At 40.3% G+C, this 19,928-nt stretch carries 14 protein-coding genes and 1 pseudogene; 1 reads left to right on the forward strand and 14 read right to left on the reverse strand.

Going from position 1 to position 19,928, the window contains the following annotated elements:
• Positions 1–9: 9 nt before the first annotated feature.
• From pstA to FRX54_RS02435, 10 genes and pseudogenes are all read right to left on the reverse strand, one after another.
• Positions 10–894 carry a phosphate ABC transporter permease PstA gene (pstA, locus tag FRX54_RS02390; protein ID WP_146460623.1) on the reverse strand — a complete coding sequence of 295 codons (885 nt, stop codon included), beginning with the start codon at positions 892–894 and terminating at the stop codon, positions 10–12.
• Complete coding sequence (gene pstC, locus FRX54_RS02395; protein ID WP_146460625.1) at positions 884–1,819, reverse strand: phosphate ABC transporter permease subunit PstC; 936 nt, start codon at positions 1,817–1,819, stop codon at positions 884–886. The genes pstA and pstC overlap by 11 nt, the downstream gene beginning before the upstream one ends.
• A 1-nt stretch (position 1,820) precedes the next feature.
• Positions 1,821–2,687, reverse strand: coding sequence for a phosphate ABC transporter substrate-binding protein PstS family protein (locus FRX54_RS02400; protein ID WP_146460627.1), 867 nt, complete (start codon positions 2,685–2,687; stop codon positions 1,821–1,823).
• 11 nt (positions 2,688–2,698) lie between these two features.
• Complete coding sequence (locus FRX54_RS02405; RefSeq protein WP_146460629.1) at positions 2,699–4,015, reverse strand: RsmF rRNA methyltransferase first C-terminal domain-containing protein; 1,317 nt, start codon at positions 4,013–4,015, stop codon at positions 2,699–2,701.
• 54 nt (positions 4,016–4,069) lie between these two features.
• On the reverse strand, positions 4,070–4,837 hold the full coding sequence (locus tag FRX54_RS02410) for an inositol monophosphatase family protein (protein ID WP_146460631.1): 768 nt from the start codon (positions 4,835–4,837) through the stop codon (positions 4,070–4,072).
• On the reverse strand, positions 4,827–5,102 hold the full coding sequence (locus tag FRX54_RS02415; protein WP_146460633.1) for a UPF0223 family protein: 276 nt from the start codon (positions 5,100–5,102) through the stop codon (positions 4,827–4,829). The genes FRX54_RS02410 and FRX54_RS02415 overlap by 11 nt, the downstream gene beginning before the upstream one ends.
• A gap of 3 nt (positions 5,103–5,105) precedes the next feature.
• Positions 5,106–5,513, reverse strand: a complete 408-nt coding sequence (locus tag FRX54_RS02420) for a Spx/MgsR family RNA polymerase-binding regulatory protein (protein ID WP_146460635.1) — start codon at positions 5,511–5,513, stop codon at positions 5,106–5,108.
• Positions 5,514–5,579: 66 nt separating this feature from the next.
• Positions 5,580–6,506, reverse strand: a complete 927-nt coding sequence (locus FRX54_RS02425; protein ID WP_146460637.1) for a bifunctional riboflavin kinase/FAD synthetase — start codon at positions 6,504–6,506, stop codon at positions 5,580–5,582.
• Complete coding sequence (gene truB / locus FRX54_RS02430; protein ID WP_146460639.1) at positions 6,493–7,386, reverse strand: tRNA pseudouridine(55) synthase TruB; 894 nt, start codon at positions 7,384–7,386, stop codon at positions 6,493–6,495. Before truB ends, FRX54_RS02425 begins: the two co-directional genes overlap by 14 nt.
• A 58-nt stretch (positions 7,387–7,444) precedes the next feature.
• Positions 7,445–8,314: pseudogene (locus FRX54_RS02435) on the reverse strand (DUF2130 domain-containing protein); the annotation flags it as partial.
• Positions 8,315–8,904: 590 nt separating this feature from the next.
• On the opposite strand from FRX54_RS02435, the gene FRX54_RS02440 reads away from it, so the two are divergent.
• Positions 8,905–9,522 carry a Pr6Pr family membrane protein gene (locus FRX54_RS02440; protein WP_146460645.1) on the forward strand — a complete coding sequence of 206 codons (618 nt, stop codon included), beginning with the start codon at positions 8,905–8,907 and terminating at the stop codon, positions 9,520–9,522.
• A gap of 108 nt (positions 9,523–9,630) precedes the next feature.
• On the opposite strand, the gene FRX54_RS02445 is transcribed toward FRX54_RS02440, so the two are convergent.
• The 4 genes from FRX54_RS02445 to FRX54_RS06360 form a co-directional block, all read right to left on the reverse strand.
• Positions 9,631–11,154: a Rib/alpha-like domain-containing protein gene (locus tag FRX54_RS02445; RefSeq protein ID WP_146460648.1), complete on the reverse strand. Its 1,524-nt coding sequence runs from the start codon at positions 11,152–11,154 to the stop codon at positions 9,631–9,633.
• Positions 11,155–11,172: 18 nt separating this feature from the next.
• The gene (locus FRX54_RS02450; RefSeq protein ID WP_146460652.1) at positions 11,173–15,213 is read right to left on the reverse strand and encodes a mucin-binding protein; all 4,041 of its coding nucleotides are present in this window, start codon (positions 15,211–15,213) and stop codon (positions 11,173–11,175) included.
• A gap of 18 nt (positions 15,214–15,231) precedes the next feature.
• Entirely contained in the window at positions 15,232–15,747 is a 516-nt protein-coding gene (locus tag FRX54_RS02455) for a YSIRK-type signal peptide-containing protein (protein WP_261379611.1), read from the reverse strand.
• Between the two features lie 241 nt (positions 15,748–15,988).
• The coding region (locus FRX54_RS06360) for an LPXTG cell wall anchor domain-containing protein (protein WP_222430369.1) at positions 15,989–19,928 on the reverse strand (3,940 nt) is incomplete at its 5' end.

The raw sequence follows: 19,928 nt of genomic DNA on the forward strand, positions 1-19,928 counted from the left end.
AATTCTCCTCTATTGTGATGTCAATTTGGCATGAAGTTTTCGACCAAGATAACGGGCCGAAAAATTAAAGATAAGGATAAAGAATAATAGGATAACTGCACTTCCCGCAGACACTTGTACTGCATCTGGTAACAGCCCCTCACCATTAACCTTCCAAATATGAACTGCCAAGGTTTCTGCTTGACGGAAAATAGAAATTGGGCTAGCTACACTTAAAGGATTCCAGTTAGACCAATCAAGTGCTGGAGCTGATTGACCAGCCGTATAGATGAGAGCTGCCGCTTCACCAAAAATACGACCACTCGCTAAGACTACCCCAGTTATGATACCTGGTAGTGCTTCTGGCACAACCACATAAATAATGGTTTCCCAACGAGAAAGTCCCAAAGCCAAGCCTGCTTCACGTTGAGTATGGTGAACAGCTTTCAAACTTTCTTCTACATTTCTGGTCATCATTGGTAGATTGAAAATAGTCAAAGCCATAGCACCTGACAAAATTGAAAAGCCATAATCCATTTGAACAACAAAGACCAAGAAACCAAAGAGACCAACCACAACAGATGGTAACGAACTAAGAATCTCAATGGCATTACGAATCAAGTTTGTGATTGGACCTGCCTTTGTGTATTCAGATAGATAAATACCTGCTCCCAGTGATAAGGGGAAAGAAATCAGAAGTGTAATCACTAAGAGAAAAATACTATTGTAGAGCTGAATCCCAATGCCTCCACCTGCCTTGTAGGCACTCGATTGACCTGTTACAAAAGACCATGAAATATGTGATAAACCACGAACTAGAATATAGCCAATTAAACCTATCAAGATAAGTAAGACAAAGCCAGCAATACCATAGAGAACACCTGTGGCAATTTTATCAGTTTTTTTAGCGTACATAGTTTTTCTTACCTTTCGGACGTGTAATTAGTTTAATCATGCTATTAAAGAACAAGCTCATCAATAAAAGAATTAGGGCTAAACTCCAAAGGGCATCATTACGGACAGTCCCCATAACCGTATTACCAATTCCCATAGTCAAAACAGAAGTCAAGGTTGAAGCCGGACTGATTAAACTAGTTGGCATCAGTGCCGCATTTCCTACTACCATTTGAATAGCCAAAGCTTCTCCGAAAGCACGCGCCATGCCAAAGACACTTGCTGTTAAAATCCCTGGCTTAGCTGCCTGTAAAATGACACGAGAAATTGTCTGCCAACGAGTTGCTCCTAAAGCCAGACTCGCCTCTTTATAGTGACGTGGAACTGCTTTTAGTGAATCAACCGTCATTGAAGTGACTGTTGGCAAAATCATGATAAAGAGTACAAAGACACCTGATAGGATACCAAATCCTGAACCGCCAAATACCGAACGAACGGCAGGCACAACAACTGTTAAGCCGATAAAACCGTAAACAACCGACGGAATACCGACCAAAAGTTCGATAGCTGGTTGCATGATTTTTGCCCCTCGCTTAGGTGAAATTTCTGTCATAAAGAGAGCCACTCCAATCGCAAATGGGGTCGCCAACAAGGCTGACAAGAAAGTGACAAAGAAAGAGCCTAAAATCATAGGTAAAGCTCCCAAGATCGGCAAACCATCTGGACCTGTTTGCGACGGATTCCAATCTGTACCAAATAAGAAGCTAATGGGATTGACACCATCCTTGATAAAAGTTGCTAAACCTTTTTGAGCGACAAAAAGGAGAATCATAGCAACCACAAAAACAATTAAAAGGAGGCAGAAAAAGGTAATGGTCTTACCAAACTTCTCCAGTTTGGAATTTTTTGAAGTTGATAATAAACGTTTTGAAATTTCATTAGACATTTTATTTCTCCGTTACGACACCTTTGGCATCTTTTTTCACTTTCATATCGTTAATGGAAATGTAACCCATATCCTTAATCACTGTATTTTGAACTTCTTCACTCATCATGTAGTCCAAAAATTCCTTCGTTAAGGCTGTTGGTTGCCCTTTGGTGTACATGTGTTCATAAGACCAAATTGGCCAATTATTAACTTGAACATTTTCTGAAGTTGGTTCATAGCCATTCAGCTTAATCTTTTTAACAGTATCATCTGTATAAGAGAAAGCTAAATAAGAGATTGCTCCAGGAGTCTGAGCTACAATACTACGCACCATACCATTTGAATCCAACTCTTGTGCTTTAAGAGGTTGGGCATCTTTCATGATTGTTGCATCAAAAGACGCTCGACTACCAGAACCAGAAGCACGGTTGATAACCGTAATCGGCAAATCTTGACCTCCAACTTCTTTCCAGTTCTTAATTTGACCCGTAAAAATTTGTTTAAGTTGTTCAACAGTCAGATTGTCAACAGTAATAGCTTTGTTAACAATTGGCACTATTCCAACAACCGCTACTTGATGATCCACCAGTGCAGCTGCGTCAATTCCTGACTTTTCCTCAGCAAAAAGGTCGCTATTCCCAATATCTACTGCACCCGATTGAACTTGTGATAAACCTGTACCAGAGCCACCACCTTGGACATTGATGTATTTACCAATATTATTTTTAGAGAATTCATCAGAAACAGCCTCAACTAGAGGTTGTAAGGCCGTTGAGCCTACAGCAGTTGTTGATTGACCTTTATCAATCCACTTAGAACACGCCGCTAGACTAAACGTTGATAGAACAATCAACGCTGTAAATGCCAATTTAAGTTGTTTTTTCATTTCTTTTTCCTTTATACCTGAAATCTTAATCCCTTAGGATAATAATTTTTAATCACTTGACCAACGACCTTAACAAAGCCCAAACCATTACCTCCCACTAACAGTTGATACCAGCCTGTTGACAAGGCTTCTTGCAAAGTCACTGTTTGCCCTGACACATATTTGCTGAAATCTGCTTCACTAATAGTTACTGTTCGTTTGACTTCATCCGAACTTAGAGCCATCCCCAATGCAAACGATGGTTCAAAGCGATTTTTCTTAAACGTTCCTAGGTGCAAGCCATTGCGTGCAATTTTTAAGGAAGATAAATCAGGCAACTCTTGAGGTAACAGATATAATTGATCACCAAAAACCTGCAACATGCCACTTAAATCCACCCTTAAATGTTCTTTGGCAAACTCTTGCCAATAGGCTTTCTGTCCCTTAGTCAAATTAGAGTGACCTGATTTAATACGGATTGATGCTGGTAGTCCTTGATCTTGAAAGTGGGCAACAAATTGTCCTTCTCCCTCAAACTGATGCGGATAAATTCGAGCCGTTTGTGGTAAATCAATGCCTTCAACCATACCATTTAATTTAGGCACATCAAGCAAAGTAAGTTCTGGGTATTCTTGTAAGAGCCAACTAACCACGCCCTCATTTTCTTCGGGAGCCCACGTACAAGTTGAATACACCAATCGCCCACCTGGAGCTAACATGGTTAAGGCATCTTGTAAAATTGACTGTTGCAAATCAGCACATTGGCTAGGGTAATCAACTGTCCAATATTGAATGGCTTCTGGATCTTTCCTAAACATACCTTCACCAGAACAAGGTCCATCAAAAACAATCAAATCAAAATAATTAGGGAAGACCTTGGCTAGACGGTCGGCACTTTCATTAAGCACCACAACATTTCTTGCTCCAAAACGCTCTATATTTTCAACCAATACTTGACTTCTTTTTTTAGAAATATCGTTACTAACTAAAATGCCTTGATTACCAAGATAAGATAACAAGTGAGTTGATTTCCCCCCTGGTGCAGCCGACAAATCCAACACGCGCATTCCAGGTTCTGGTTTTGCTACCTGTCCAACCATTTGGGCTGCTGGTTCTTGAGAATAAATCAAACCTGTCACATGTTCAGGAGATTTGCCACTAATCTTACCATAGTAGCCCCATTCTGTATTAGGAATCGGATTGGGAAAATCAATTTTTTGCTTTTTTAAGGGGTTGATGCGAAAGGCAGAGCGAGCAGGTTGATCAAAGCTAGCAAAAAAGGCGTCTGCTTCTTCTCCTAAAAGCTCACGATACTTATCAATAAAGGCCTGTGGTAATATCGTTTTCATACTTTTATTATACTATAAGAAAGGGGTTTCTGGCAAAAAAATTCCGCAAGTCGCTTACCTAATGCCCGATAAATAAGCCAAAATTTCCTCTTGCTTAACTTTTGGGATAAACATCACTTCTTGTCGTGTTTTAAAATCTGGCTCTTGACCAGATAAGGTCAATAAGCAATACCCCAACTTTTCTCCCATAATCTTGGCAGGTAAATAATCCCAAACTTGAATATTGGAAATGTAACCAGACAAACGTCCTGACAACACATAGGATAAACTGATACCTGCCCCACCATACATACGAACACCCAAGGTTTGATTGAGAAAATCAGTTAAGTGAGCAACATTATCTCGATACATTTGACTATTGCAGGCAAAAAGAGAGCGTGTTAAGGGTTTATCTTGATAAGGCAATAACTTGTCTTCATTGCAATAAACCTCAAACTCTCCACCACCATGATATAGCTTGTCAGCCATGACTTGATAAATCAAACCAAATTGTGCTTGACCCTTGTGATAATGAGCTAGAAGAATACAAAAATCATCTTTTTGAACAATAAAATTGGTCGTACCATCAATGGGATCAAGAACCCAAACCGTTCCTGTCATCAAATCATGGTAAAGATTTTTCTCTTCTGCCAAAATAGCATCTGTTGGGTAGTGGGTCTTGATCTGTTCAACTAAAAAATCTTGTATTGCTAGGTCTAAGTTCGTGACTAAATCAGCAAATCCTGATTTTTCCTCAACAATCAGCTCCTCTGATAGACGTTGCCTTAATAACTGACCTGCTTGACGAATCAGTTGACAAGCAAAACTGTACTTATTTTCCAAGCGACAATCTACCTTTCTCAAGATTTTTAGCTTCTTGAACAGCCCGATAAGTTGAATAACCACTATTTTTTTCAAACTCACGATCTAGCTGTTTTTCTTGTGCCTTACTAGGAACGACCTGCTTAAAGGCTTGATAAGCTTCCAGTAAGTTTTCAACTGTAACATGACCCTCATAGGCTTGTTCAACTAAACCTAAAAAATGAAGCACAGCAGTCAACTCGCTAGTGCTCCAAGATACATCCATCGGATAGCTATAATTTTTCATGAGTTAGCTCCCTCCTATTTCCGCACGAATAGTTGCCTGTCTTAATTCATGCTTACGGTAATCTCTTGATAAGAAGGCACGAATCTCATCTTCATTGAAACCAATCTGCATGCGTTTACTATCCATGATAATTGGACGACGCAATAGACTTGGATTCTCGGCAATCAAAGTTAGTAATTCTGTAATAGACATCTCCTCAACATCAATATTCAAACGTTGAAAAATCTTCGATCGTGTTGAAATAATATCTTCTGTTCCATTTTCTGTTAAAGATAAAATTTTAATCAATTCTTCACGACTCAAAGGACTTGTCATAATATTATGTTCTACAAAGGAGACATCATGTTTCATCAACCAAGCTCTAGCCTTACGACAACTAGTACAACTAGGAGATAAAAATAAGGTTATCATTCGATATACTCCTATAAAATAATGATTCTAGCAATTCTAAGCCCTTTCATTATATCAAATTTAACCTTAAATAGCTAGCTTTTTCCAATTTTTAGCGATTTTTTGATCGGCTTCTAATTGACAAATCAACTCTTCAATACCAGAAAATTTTTCCATTTCTCGAATTTTATCCAACCAAAAAATTTCAATGGTTTCACCATAAATCTCGCCAGTAAAATCAAACAGGTGTGATTCAATTCGTAAGTCGTTACCACCAAAAGTCACATTTTTGCCAATGCTGGTCATGGCACGATAGACTTGATTTTTCACACGCACTTCGGTTACATAAACCCCGTCGCTTGGTAAATGAACTTGATCTAGTAAGGCAATATTGGCTGTTGGAAAACCAATGGTTCTGCCCCTAGCATCCCCATGCACAACTAACCCTCTAATCGAATAGTCATAACCAAGCAAACGATTGACTTGTTGGATTTGACCTTGGGCTAATAGCTGACGAATTCTAGTCGAACTAATCTTTTGATCGCTATCTTGGACTTCTGGTACTTCAATCACTTGACATTGACGTTGACTGGCTAGGTAACTAGCTGTTTTACCATCAGAACCAAACTTATAATCAAAGCCAACCACAATGGTATGAGGGTTTAGAGCTTTCAGATAAGTCGCCATAAAATCCTTGGCCTTTAAGCTAGCAAAGTCACTCGTAAAGGGCAACAAGTATAAATCATCAACACCATACTCCGCAAACTTGGCGTAGCGTTTGGTTGGGTAACTAATATGGCGAAGCAAGTCAGGATGAAACTTAGCAAAGGCTAATTGTGGACTTTCTGGAAATGTTAGGACAACCACTTTTAGTCCTTTGTCCTTGGCAACTGTTTTTGCCTCATCAAAAAGGGCCTTATGCCCTAAATGGAGGCCGTCAAAATAGCCTAAAACCAAAATCGTTTCTTCATTTTCTTGAATTTGATGGTAATTAGTTATTTCATGAATTTTCATTGTTTAATACTTTTCTAGGTTTATAAAATTGCTCACGCTGCTCAAGAATGGCGACTAGTTGATCTTGATAAAAAGCGGCGACTAGTTGGTCTTGACAATCAAGCGTGATAAAACGACCGTAGCCAACTTCTTCTTTTTGGTCAAAAGTCAAATCAACCCTTGGTAAGCCCATTACCCCATATTCAATAGGCAGTAAAAAAGAGAGGTCATCCTTGACTAATTTGTCTTCAATCTCTGACAGGGTTAAGGCTCGGTCTAAGGTTAGTCCCGCTGAAGCCGTGCGCTCTAAATAAGACATGTGACTGGGATAGCCTAACTTAGCTCCCAAATCAACTGCCAAGGTGCGAACATAAGTCCCCTTACTACATGCCACACGAAAATGAAAACGACACAAACCTTGTTCAAAGATTAAATCACCGGTACGTTGAAAATCAATGATCTGCACCTGACGACTAGGACGTTGAACACTCTCACCAGCCCTAGCATATTCATAAAGTTTACGACCATTGACTTTAACTGCTGAATACATTGGTGGAATCTGAATAATCTCACCAATGAAACCTGCCATAGCTTGATCAATCTGCTCTGCCTTTAAAGCATCATTCACCGCTAGATAATCAACGCGTTTCCCACTAGCATCTTCTGTAGTGGTTGAAAAGCCCAAGGTAATCTCTCCCTCATAAACCTTACCACTATCTGTCATGTATTCAATAACCCTTGTCGCCTTACCAACAGCAATAGGCAAAACACCAACCACATCAGGATCTAAGGTGCCTCCATGACCAATTTTTTTCTCTCGGAGAATCTTTCTCAGTTTGAACACTGCATCATGACTGGTCATGCCTGCCTCTTTTTTTAGATTGATAATTCCGTTCATCATAACTGCTATTATATCACAAAAACAAAGGAGGGAAAAGCAGCCCTCCTTGTTACTCGCCTTATTCTTTTAGTTCAGCAAATTTTGCTCTCATCGTTGGATTTTTCCGTGTCAATTTTTGCACCGAAACATCTTCTAATTTATTATTAGCTAGACGTAATTGATTTTCGCTGGTTGTCAAAGCTGCCTTAACAGCTTCCATACGCTTGATTGATTTATCAATTTCCTCAATCGCCTTTTTGAAATTCTTACTCGCACTCTGATAATTTTTAGCAAATGCCATCTTAAAGGCATCTAAATCCTCCTCAAAATGAGTAATATCAATATTTTGTTCACGAATGATGGCTAATTCCTGTTTGTATTTCAGAGCATCCATAGCTGCATTACGCAGTAAACCAATCAACTGAATAAAGAATTGTGGACGCACCACATACATCTTTTTATATTCATGACTGACGTCAACAATACCGATATTATAATAATCATTGTCAGTCTCTAACATACTGACTAAGACAGCATATTCACAACCTTTTTCTCGTCTATCCTTATCTAATTTTTTGAAAAAATCCTTATTTTTATGCTTAGTCTTGGTCGTATCTGCTTCATTTTTCATCTCAAACATAATAGAGAGAATCTCAACCCCATGCTCATCCACTTCTCGGTAGATGTAATCTCCCTTGGAACCACTATCTGATACCTGATTATCTTTTATAAACGTCGCGTTAGGAAAGGCCAAGTGACGAATCTCATTGAACTTGTTTTCTGCGTAATGTTCTAAACTTTCACCAAGAGCCTTGGTTGATTGTTGAGCCTTGAAATTCTTGTAAAATTCTACCTGCTCATTAGCTGCTTGCAGGTCACGCTCATAATCGCCCTGTAGCTTAGCCAAAGATAGCTCCTGTTCCTTTTCTTTTAATAATAATTGATTGGCTAGGGCTTCTAGTTGCCGATCTTTGTCAGCTACAGTTTTAGCGAGTTCTGAAGCGTTTTTTTCAGCTAAATTCTCTAACTTCATCGTAAGTTGATCCCGCTCTCTTTCAACTTGAGCGAGACTGGCTTGTAATTTTACTTGATTTTCTAACTCCAACGTTTCAAGTTTTTTAGTCAGTACCTCTAGCTGCCTATCCTTATCAGCTTTAGTCTTAGCAAGCTCTGCCGCATTTTTTTCCGTTAAACGTTCCAAGTTCAAGGTCAGTTGTGAAATTTCATGGTCTTTTTTCATCAATTCTTGCTGCGATTGATTATTGAGCTTCTCCTCAATCAAACCAATCTCACGGTGTAAGCGTTCTTGAATTTCTTTGTCAAATTCCTGACCACGAACTTGATTCAAAAGTTTTTGATAGTCATTTTCATTAACCGTAAAAGTCGTTTCACAATGTGGACAAATGATCTGATTCATGTTTTCTCCTTTATGATGAGTCCTCATTTTCATTTTAACATATTTTGAGCCAAGCACTTGAAATTTGAGGTTTAACTAGGCTATAATAGTGACATTATGTTCTATTTTTGAAAGGATTTTTTATGTCACACAGACAACGTTATCGCAGCCTCTTAGCTGCTTTGGGCATTTTAGGCGTCAGCCTACAAATCGCTAAAGATGGTTGGGGAATGCTCCTTTATTACACGGTGCTTTCTAATATACTCGTTTTTAGTTTTCTCATTTTTATAGTTCTACTAGAAAGCAAACGTCACACCCTTAACCAAGACCGACTACTACGCCTCAAAGGTGGGGTCACTATGGCTATTACCATTACTTTTGTCATCTATCATTTCTTACTGGCTCCATTGGTCAAACCCGAGGATTTTTGGAATATCCGTAACTTCCTAGTTCACTATATTGTTCCCATCGGCATGATTTTAGACACCATTATCTTGGATAAAAAGAATAGCTATCGCATTTTTGATCCATTTCGTTGGACAATCGTTCCTTTATTCTATAGTTTCTTTGCCCTTTTTAACGGCTTAGTGACTAAACTACCTATTCCTGGTGCTACTGACAGTCCCTTTCCTTATTTCTTTACCAATGTCAGTAAGTATGGCTGGACAAGTGTCTTAACAAATTCATTAGCCATTTTTATTGGATACCTTTTATTTGGTTATGGCTTACTGTTACTTAAAAAATTTATCGGAAAAAAATAACAACCTAGGCTCTTTATCTTACGATGATAAAGGGTTTTATTTTTCACTAAAAAACCACCTATCTTACGATAGGTGGTTTTTGGTCGTTCAGAGACTATTTCACAAAGTTTAATCTTCCTTACGACGACGCTTACCTGCAAGACCAAGAGTTGCAAGAATCATACCGATACCTGCTGCAGTTGCTGATGCATTGCTTTCAGTACCTGTGTTAGGAAGCATAGTTGCTTTTTGACCTGAATCTTTGTCAGAATTAGCATAAGCACGAGCTGATGCATCTAATCCTCTTGCTGATGAAACAGCTTGAGTTCTTGAAGTGTTAGAGTTTGTCATTCCGTTAGAAGCAGTCGCTTTCGGAGTAACATTTACTGGCACTTCTACAATTTCTTTAGAACCATCTGGATAAGTAATTTCAACACGAACTGTTCCTTTGTTACCTGCAGTACTTGAATCTGGAATTGGATCCAATAGTGTTACCTTACTACCATCTGGAAGACCTGTTACTTTATCTGTAATGTCTTTCTCGGTGATTGGTGTACCTTCAGTTACTTCAACTGTATCTACTGTTGGTGTGTTCTTATCTGCATCCGTTGGTGTCTTCGGTGTCACAACAACTGGGACTTCAACTTCTTCTGTTGATCCATCTGGATACTCAACGATTACTGTTACTGTTCCCTTATCACCTGGTATGTCTGTACTTGGAATGCTTGATGGATCCTTAACAGTCACTTTTGTACCATCTGGAAGACCTGTTACTTTATCTGTAATGTCTTTCTCGGTGATTGGTGTACCTTCAGTTACGTCAACTGTATCTACTGTTGGTGTGTTCTTATCTGCATCCGTTGGTGTCTTCGGTGTGACAACAACTGGGACTTCAACTTCTTCTGTTGATCCATCTGGATACTCAACGATTACTGTTACTGTTCCCTTATCACCTGGTGTGTCTGTACTTGGAATGCTTGATGGATCCTTAACAGTCACTTTTGTACCATCTGGAAGACCTGTTACTTTATCTGTAATGTCTTTCTCGGTGATTGGTGTGCCTTCAACAACTTCAACTTTATCCACATTTGGATCTGTTGATGTTGCTTGGTTTGGTGTCACAACCACTGGGACTTCAACTTCTTCCGTTGAACCATCTGGATACTCAACGATTACTGTTACTGTTCCCTTATCGCCTGGCGTGTCTGTACTTGGAATGCTTGATGGATCCTTAACAGTCACTTTGGTGCCTTCTGGGATACCAGTTACTTTATCAGTGATGTCTTTCTCTGTGATTGGTGTACCTTCTGTTACTTCAACGCCACCTACGTTTGGTGTTGTCTTAGTCGCATCATTTGGTGTTACCACTACTGGTACTTCAACTTCTTCCGTTGAACCATCTGGATACTCAACGATTACCGTTACTGTACCCTTATCTCCTGGCGTGTCTGTTCCTGGGATGCTTGATGGATCCTTAACAGTCACTTTAGTGCCATCTGGAAGACCTGTTACTTTATCCGTAATGTCTTTCTCTGTGATTGGCGTACCTTCGACAACCTCAACACCACCTACGTTTGGATCTGTCGATGTTGCTTGGTTTGGTGTGTAAACCACTGTAGTATCAGTTGTTCCGTCTGTTGCTGTCGGTGGCACATAACCTTTTGTTGGATCTTATGGATCAACAGGTGTCAATGGATTACCGTTACCATCTGTTGGGATATAACCTGAAACATAAGGAATAGTTCCTGTTGGTGTTGCAACAGTTGGATCTGTTGGATCGTTGGTATACGGAATTTCTGTTGTTGAACCATCTGGGTTTGTGATAATTGTCTTACCAACTGGTTTGTAAACAATTGTTTCAACAACATCATTGCTATCTGCTGTTAAACCTGTCACCGCATCTGTCTTAGCTTTGGAAGCTACATAACCTTGAACAACCGGTGATGACTTCTCATCAAACGTTGTATCGTTATCAACAGCTGTCCATTCAGAATAAGTGATTTCCCCAGTCACCATGTTAACTGTCGCAGTACGAGTAAAGCTTACTTTATCTGTCTTAGTTTCAGCGACTGTGTTACCATTTTCATCAACATAGTTCACTGTTTGCGTCACTTCTTCTGTCAATGAAACTCCTGATTCAGGCCATTTTGGTCCATCTGGATTATTTGGATTAATTGGTTGACCTGGAACAACTTCGTTTGGATCTACAGTAACAACTTTTTCTTTGAAGACTAATTGGAAACTTTGATCTGCTGTTGAGTCCTTATCATAAGATGACTCACCTGCTTCATAAGTTGATGAAACTAGTTCATAACCTTTGTCTTCCAAGTCTTTAACTGTTGCTTTTGGAGAATACTTAATCGCAGTATTGTCTGCACCTTTAGTTTTGACTGTCTCTGCAATTGTGTTACCTGCTTCATCAACAAAGCTAATCTCTGCAACTTGTGATGGGATAACAGTTGGTGTGTAAGTTGCTGTTGCTGGCGTACCATTAGCATCCACACGTTTAACTGTCACACCTTTTGCAGTACCAGTGAAGCCTTCTTCTGGCGTAAAGGTTACTGTACCGTCTTCAGCAACTGTGTAAGTACCTTCACCTGGAACGGTTTTTTCTGTTGTACCGTCCTCAAATGTTGCTGGTCCTACCAACGGAGCAACTTTGTCACCTGCTGCAAAGTTAACTTTACCAGACTGAGTTTCACCTTCAGTACCTGTAGAGGTTGCATCAAATCCTACTGGTGTTACTGCAACGACTGTTGGCGTGTAAGTACCTGTTGCCTTAGTTCCGTTTACATCTTGACGAACAATTGTTACAGTTGGTGCCTCTCCTGTAAAGGTTTTCTCAGGAGTGAACGTTACGGTTCCATCTGCTGCAACCGTATAAGTACCAACACCTGGGACAACTTTTTCAGTCTTACCATCATCAAATGTTGCTGGAACTTTATCATCCATTGGAACATTATCATTACCGGCTGCAAAGTCAATCTTCTCTGTTTGTGATTCACCTTGTAAACCTGATGATACTTCATTAAAGCCTGTAGGAGTTGTTGAAGTCACAGTAGGAATGTATGACGCAGAATCAGTAATAGTAGTTGTTTTACCAGACTCATTAGTTACAACATAAGTTGCAACGACTTTAACACCCGGAGCAGTACCAACATAATCCGGTACTGGCTCAAAAATAACTTCACCAGTTGTTTCATTGATTGAATAAGTACCTTCTTCAGCAACAACTTTTCCTTCAGAATTTGCATTTTCTAAAGTATATTTCGTTGATTTAACTTGATTATCATTACTGATTGCGATAACTGGTGTGCCCTTTTGTGGAACTCCTTGTGGTCCACTAGATGCTGCTGGATAACTTTCTGTTTCTAGTGGCACTACTTCTGGAATATATAATGAATCCCAAGTTGACTTGCCTAAAATAGTCGAATCATTTGAGATATCAGTATCTTCGTTAGCCCAATTAGTATTTAAACCATTAGCATCTGTCGAACAAATAACTACACCAGTAGCTACTCCTGTAAAATCTGGATTTGGTACAAATTTAATAATAACTTTAGATGCACTTGACTCAGGACTTACTGTATACTTTCCTTGGCTTGTCTCTAATTCTTTTACAATATTCCCTTGAGTATCAACAATACCAAAAATACTGTTATCATCAAGTGTATTAGTAACTGAATTAATCGAATCTCCATGCTCACGAACAACAACACCTTCTTTAACTAATGTACCACGTGCAGAGAAAGAAACTGTTCCTGTTTGAGTAACACCTTGAGAGTCTTTTGACGTGTCTTTTGTACCCTTTGGAGGTAATTTCGTTAAAATTTGAAAATCTTCGACTTCACCGGTTGAAGCTATACCAGTTGGGTTAGCAATGTCATTCTCATCCATAGCAGTTCTTATGCGAACGGCTAATTTTGTTGAATCTACTAAACTAAAATCACGATTCCAGACAAAAGATAGTACTGTTTCTGATGTACCTGAGAACGTTTGAATTTCAGAAGCCTCGTCTTCATCAAATTGTCCATTACTATTAAAATCAATCCAAGCTTTGGCAGACGCAGTGCCTTCACCATTTGCTTTAGCTACTACACTTAAAGTATATGTTTGTGAATTGACATTTAATACTTCATAAGTACCTGTTGCAGATAATTGTTTCTCTCCTTCATCTGGATTAAAGTTATTATCCGCACCTTTTCCTTCTCGATCGTCATCACCATAGAAACCAGTGCGCGTTCCTTTATCAGTCATAACATCTACGTCTGGAGCAACTCTACCAAGTTGTGGTTGTTGTAAAACTTGACCAGAAGCATTCATTTCTGATATTCCATGGAAAGCTTGACCGTACGATTCATTAGCATCTGAACGATCCACTAACAAAACACCTATGAGTAATTGTTGTGCACCAGCAGAATTGATATAAAGTCCTAATTCATTAGTGTTAGCCGACATAAATATTGGAACAGAAAGTTGTTTTCTTGCACCACTATTAGAAAGCGCTCCTGGGTATGAACGAAGATAATTAACTGGACTAGAGATAATTTGAGTACCTAAACCAGCATTTGGATAAGGTGTTAATAATGCTTGAGGATTAGGCTTATTACTTTCTCCATAATATCCTGCGTTTTTACCACCTAAACCAAGACCTGAAATATACGGAGTTCCATTTTTAGCTTCTTGCTCAGCTAGAGTAATTGTACTATCATTTAACATAGTTGGAGTATTTGGTATCCAAGAATAGTCTCTTGTCTTATACTCACCTGCCAACTCCCATGGACGTCCATCTGTTGTTAATGTAATCAATTCATGACTAGTTAACTGTTCTCCATCTGTTACAATAACATCAACTGGTTGTGAAATACCTTCAACTACCTGTTCTAATTTGAATTTCACACCAATATCAGCACCAGATTGGCTTGAAGCAACGCGTGAATAACTCTCACCTGTTTTTAATCCTCCGTCACCTGATCCAACAACATTATAACTTCCTGCTTGTTTTACTATAAAACCAGCTTCTTTTCCTGTTGTATCACTGACAAATTCGGGGTTTCTAAAACCATTTGTTTGATTTGGATTATAAACAGTCGTTGCATAATCTGTTCCATTGATACGATCAATTTCAGTAGCCATTTCACGATATGCTTCTGTAGCTGTAAATGGTTTCAACTCAGTAACAGTCGCTCGTAAGACAGTGTTTGCATTAATTCTTTCTTCAAAAACCATACCTACTGTCAGCATGTTATTACTATCGAATGCCCCACTAACTAAATTAGCTTGAGTAAAATTGACAAAATGAACCATGTCTGCAAATTTACTACCATATAAGTTAGAAGTTGGTTCACCAAAAATTGATTTTTGAAGTGTACTTGTATCCGGTTGAGTCGCAAGAAACTCTTCTGGAGTTACCGTTCCCTCTGGAACAGCATTATCCACCGTATTATCATAACGTGACCCTGAACCTGTTGCAGGTTGTCCAGCTTGAACGCTTGACGAAGCAATCGGACTTAAGGCACGGAAACCAGCTAATTCTGTTTCAGTATCATTGTTACCACCAGCTGCTGCTACATCTTCTTTAACTACGTTAAAGTTAATCAAACGACTGTTACGGTCTCCATAAGTAATTACTGCCGCTTGAATCTCTGCTTGATTGGTCGCCAATTTGTAGCCTGCCAACTCTGGCAATGACATGTCAGCCTTTTCAGTCACATCAAATGTTACCTTGTCTTACTCTTCCGCTGGCAAGGTTGTTGTTGTCATAGTAGACTTGCTACGACTAGAAACCACTTCACCTGTTGTCACATCAGTGTAAGTCACTTTATAAGTTGTTGCTGTTACACGTGATGTTGTCTCAACTGTTGTGCTTGTTGCTGATGACGATGTAGATGACCCAGTCGTTGTTGCTTCTGACTTGCTTTCTTCAGTTGTTTTTTCGCTTGAAGCTTCTGTTGTTGACGCTGCAACTTCTGATGATGCAACCACTTCTGAACTTGCTACTGGTTCAGAAACTTCTTCGGCAACAACCGCTTCTGACGTAGTTAACACATCTGAAGCTGAAGCCTCTGCCACACTCTCCTCAGTCGACACTGCTGTCGCTACTGAAGGATCAGTTGACGCAACAGTTTCTTCTGCTTGGACACTACCTGCAAATACTGTACCAATCAATACTGACGCAGCTCCAAACTTAAACTTTTTAATCGTAAAGCGTTGGGCTGTGTCTTTATGCTTACTATCTTTAAACAAAAGGATTACTTCTTTTTATAATATTTGTGCATAATATGCACTACTTTATAATATACCCTCCCTATTTGTCAAGTGTTTTATGTTTTTCTATCAACTATTTGTATTAGTTACCATATACCAAATCATAGATTCTAAAACATTACTAACCCAACTACAACCATGACATCATTTAAATATAAAGAAAAAACTCTTGAAAAATCAAGAGTTTTTATCTTTGTCTAAATCTGATTAATTAGTCTAATTAATCTTCCTTACGACGACGTTTACCTGCAAGACCAAGAGCAGTCAAAATCATACCCACACCAAGAGCTGACGCTGTTGCTGTGTTTTCCGTTCCTGTATTCGGAAGAACTTCAAGTTTGTTTGTTGTCTTAGTTGCTGGTGCTGGCTTCGCCTCAGCTGGTTTAGCTAGTGTTGACGCTTTTGGAGAATTTGGTGTCACGACACTTGGTTCATCCTGCTTCACTACTTTACGGTAAGTGTGAACTGTGTTGTCATTCTCATCCGTTGTGCTTGAGACGATTTCATAACCTGGAATGTCTTTCGATGGCACGTTACCGTCTTCATTTGGAAGGATTGGGTTGCCATCACCGTCAACGAATGAGGTCGTTGTTTTCACAACTTTACGGTATGTATGCACCACATTGCCGTTTTCATCCGTGCTTGAACCAACTAACTTATAGTCTGAGATGTCCTTAGACGGTTGTTTACCATCTTCGTTTGGTGAGATGACGTTACCTTCTTCATCCACGAATGAGGTCATTGGCGTTGTCACCTTACGATAAGTGTGAATCGTGTTACCATTCGCATCCGTTGTACTTGAGACAATCTCATAACCTGAGATGTCTTTCGATGGCACGTTGCCCTCTTCATTCGGAAGGATTGGGTTACCATCACCGTCCACGAATGACGTTGTTGTTTTCACTACCTTACGATAAGTGTGAACCAAATTGCCGTTTTCATCCGTTGTGCTTGAGATGATTTCATAACCTGGGATGTCTTTTGATGGCACATTGCCCTCTTCATTCGGAAGAATTGGATTACCATCACCATCTACAAATGACGTCGTGGTCTTCACTACCTTACGATAAGTATGCACCACATTGCCATTTTCATCTGTGCTTGAACCTACTAGCTCATAGCCTGAGATGGCTTTAGATGGTTGTTTACCATCTTCGTTTGGCGAGATGACGTTGCCGTCTTCATCCACGAATGAGGTCACTGGCGTTGTTACCTTACGGTAAGTGTGAACCGTATTGCCATTCTCATCTGTTGTACTTGAGATAATCTCATAACCTGGGATATCTTTCGATGGTACGTTGCCCTCTTCATTTGGAAGGAGTGGGTTACCATCACCATCTACGAATGATGTGGTTGGCGTTGTCACCTTACGGTAAGTGTGAACCGTATTGCCATTCTCATCTGTTGTACTTGAGATAATCTCATAACCTGGGATATCTTTCGATGGTACGTTGCCCTCTTCATTTGGAAGGAGTGGGTTACCATCACCATCTACGAATGATGTGGTTGGCGTTGTCACCTTACGGTAAGTGTGAACCGTATTGCCATTCTCATCTGTTGTACTTGAGATAATCTCATAACCTGGGATATCTTTCGATGGTACGTTGCCCTCTTCATTTGGAAGGAGTGGGTTACCATCGCCGTCCACGAATGAGGTTGTTGTCGGTGTGACTGTTGGCGTGTAAGTCGCTGTGTCTGAAATCGTTGACTCACTACCATCTTGGTTACGGATCGTCGCTGTAACAGTCACTTCTACTGGCGTCGCTGTACCGGTGAAGCTTGGTTCTGGAATAAACGTCACCTTACCAGTTTCTGGGTCAATTGTATACGTTCCTTCTCCTGGAACAACCTTAGTGGTTTCACCATCAAACGTGTAAGTCGTCTTCGTCACATTATCACCATTAGTGATCTCTGACGTGATTTGACCAGTTTGGGTTGCTCCTTGAACGCCTGTTGACTCATCACCTGTTGCTGTGATTTCAGCCGGTGTGACTGTTGGCGTGTAAGTCGCTGTGTCTGAAATCGTTGACTCACTACCATCTTGGTTGCGAATAGTCGCTGTAACAGTCACTTCTACTGGCGTCGCTGTGCCGGTGAAGCTTGGTTCTGGAATAAACGTCACTTTACCAGTTTCTGGGTCAATTGTATACGTTCCTTCTCCTGGAACAACCTTAGTGGTTTCACCATCAAACGTGTAAGTGGTCTTCGTCACATTATCACCATTAGTGATCTCTGATGTGATTTGACCAGTTTGGGTTGCTCCTTGAACGCCTGTTGACTCATCACCTGTTGCTGTGATTTCAGCCGGTGTGACTGTTGGCGTGTAAGTCGCTGTGTCTGAAATCGTTGACTCACTACCATCTTGGTTGCGAATAGTCGCTGTAACAGTCACTTCTACTGGCGTCGCTGTACCGGTGAAGCTTGGTTCTGGAATAAACGTCACCTTACCAGTTTCTGGGTCAATCGTGTACGTTCCTTCTCCTGGAACAACCTTAGTGGTTTCACCATCAAACGTGTAAGTCGTCTTCGTCACATTGTCACCATTAGTGATCTCTGATGTGATTTGACCAGTTTGTGTTGCTCCTTGCACGCCTGTTGACTCATCACCTGTTGCTGTGATTTCAGCCGGTGTTACTGTTGGCGTATAAGTCGCTGTGTCTGAAATCGTTGACTCACTACCATCTTGGTTGCGAATAGTCGCTGTAACAGTCACTTCTACTGGCGTCGCTGTACCGGTGAAGCTTGGTTCTGGAATAAACGTCACCTTACCAGTTTCTGGGTCAATCGTGTACGTTCCTTCTCCTGGAACAACCTTAGTGGTTTCACCATCAAACGTGTAAGTCGTCTTCGTCACATTGTCACCATTAGTGATCTCTGATGTGATTTGACCAGTTTGTGTTGCTCCTTGCACGCCTGTTGACTCATCACCTGTTGCTGTGATTTCAGCCGGTGTTACTGTTGGCGTGTACGTTGCTGTTTGTGTTTCACCATTTGAATCTGTTGCTGTTACAGTCACGCCTGTACCGGTTCCTGTAAAGCTTGGATCTGGTACAAAGGTTACCTCACCTGTTGCCTGATCGATTGTATACGTTCCTTCTCCCTCAATAACTACTTTGCCTTCAGCATCAGCTCCAACTAAAGTATAACCTGTAACAGTTACGGATGGATCAGATGTTTCAAAAGTTGGGGTACCAGTTTGAGTTGAACCTTGAACTGCAGATGATACAGCATTTTCTGATGTCATGGTTACATCCGTCACTGTTGGAGTATAAATGTTTGTCGCTGGATCACCACTCAAATCTTGAACACGAACACGAACAGGCGTTGCCGTACCAACAAAACTTGGAAGTGGTTGGAAAGTAATCACACCATTTTCTAAAGTATAGGTTCCTTGACCGTCAACAGTGACACTTGTAGTTGGGTTGCCATTTGCATCCAACAAGGTCAAGGTTGACATATCTAAATCTTCTGTACCTGTACCATCAGTACCTGCTGTGAACATCGTTGAAGCATCTGTCGTTTGAGCTTGTCCTTGAGGACCTTCTGTTTCACGATCTTCTCCAGTTGGTGTTAGATTAATGACAGTTGGTGTATAGGTAGCCGTTGCTGGATCTCCGCTCAAATCGGCCATACGAACTGTTACTGGAGTTACATCTCCTGTGTAATTCGTATTTGGCGTGAAGGTAATTGTACCATTATCTAGAACATAAGTTCCTTCTGCTACCGTCACACTTGTCGCTGGATTACCATTTGCATCTAACAAGGTCAAGCTTGTTTCATCCAAGGCTTCCGTGCCATTACCATCTGTTCCTGCCTTGAACATGCTTGTCGCATTCGTTGTTTGAGCAACATTGATGTAATCCTCACTTGTGCGATCTTTAGCAGTTGGCGTCAAGTTGATTACACGTGGCGTGTACGTTGCTGTTGCCGTGTCACCACTCAAGTCGGCCATGCGAACCGTTACTGGAGTTACATCTCCTGTGTAATTCGTATTTGGCGTGAAGGTAATTGTACCATTTTCTAGAACATAAGTTCCTTCTGCTACCGTCACACTTGTCGCTGGATTACCATTTGCATCTAACAAGGTCAAGCTTGTTTCATCCAAGGCTTCCGTGCCATTACCATCTGTTCCTGCCTTGAACATGCTTGTTGCATCTGTT

The organism is Streptococcus sp. sy004 (assembly GCF_007859205.1).
In the GTDB taxonomy this organism is placed as follows: domain Bacteria; phylum Bacillota; class Bacilli; order Lactobacillales; family Streptococcaceae; genus Streptococcus.

Excerpts from the sequence above, each read along its gene's own strand:
- pstA (WP_146460623.1), bottom strand. The coding sequence starts at position 894 with ATGTACGCTAAAAAAACTGATAAAATTGCCACAGGTGTTCTCTATGGT.
- pstC (WP_146460625.1), bottom strand. The coding sequence starts at position 1,819 with ATGTCTAATGAAATTTCAAAACGTTTATTATCAACTTCAAAAAATTCC.
- FRX54_RS02400 (WP_146460627.1), bottom strand. The coding sequence starts at position 2,687 with ATGAAAAAACAACTTAAATTGGCATTTACAGCGTTGATTGTTCTATCA.
- FRX54_RS02405 (WP_146460629.1), bottom strand. The coding sequence starts at position 4,015 with ATGAAAACGATATTACCACAGGCCTTTATTGATAAGTATCGTGAGCTT.
- FRX54_RS02415 (WP_146460633.1), bottom strand. The coding sequence starts at position 5,102 with ATGAAAAATTATAGCTATCCGATGGATGTATCTTGGAGCACTAGCGAG.
- FRX54_RS02420 (WP_146460635.1), bottom strand. The coding sequence starts at position 5,513 with ATGATAACCTTATTTTTATCTCCTAGTTGTACTAGTTGTCGTAAGGCT.
- FRX54_RS02425 (WP_146460637.1), bottom strand. The coding sequence starts at position 6,506 with ATGAAAATTCATGAAATAACTAATTACCATCAAATTCAAGAAAATGAA.
- truB (WP_146460639.1), bottom strand. The coding sequence starts at position 7,386 with ATGATGAACGGAATTATCAATCTAAAAAAAGAGGCAGGCATGACCAGT.
- FRX54_RS02440 (WP_146460645.1), top strand. The coding sequence starts at position 8,905 with ATGTCACACAGACAACGTTATCGCAGCCTCTTAGCTGCTTTGGGCATT.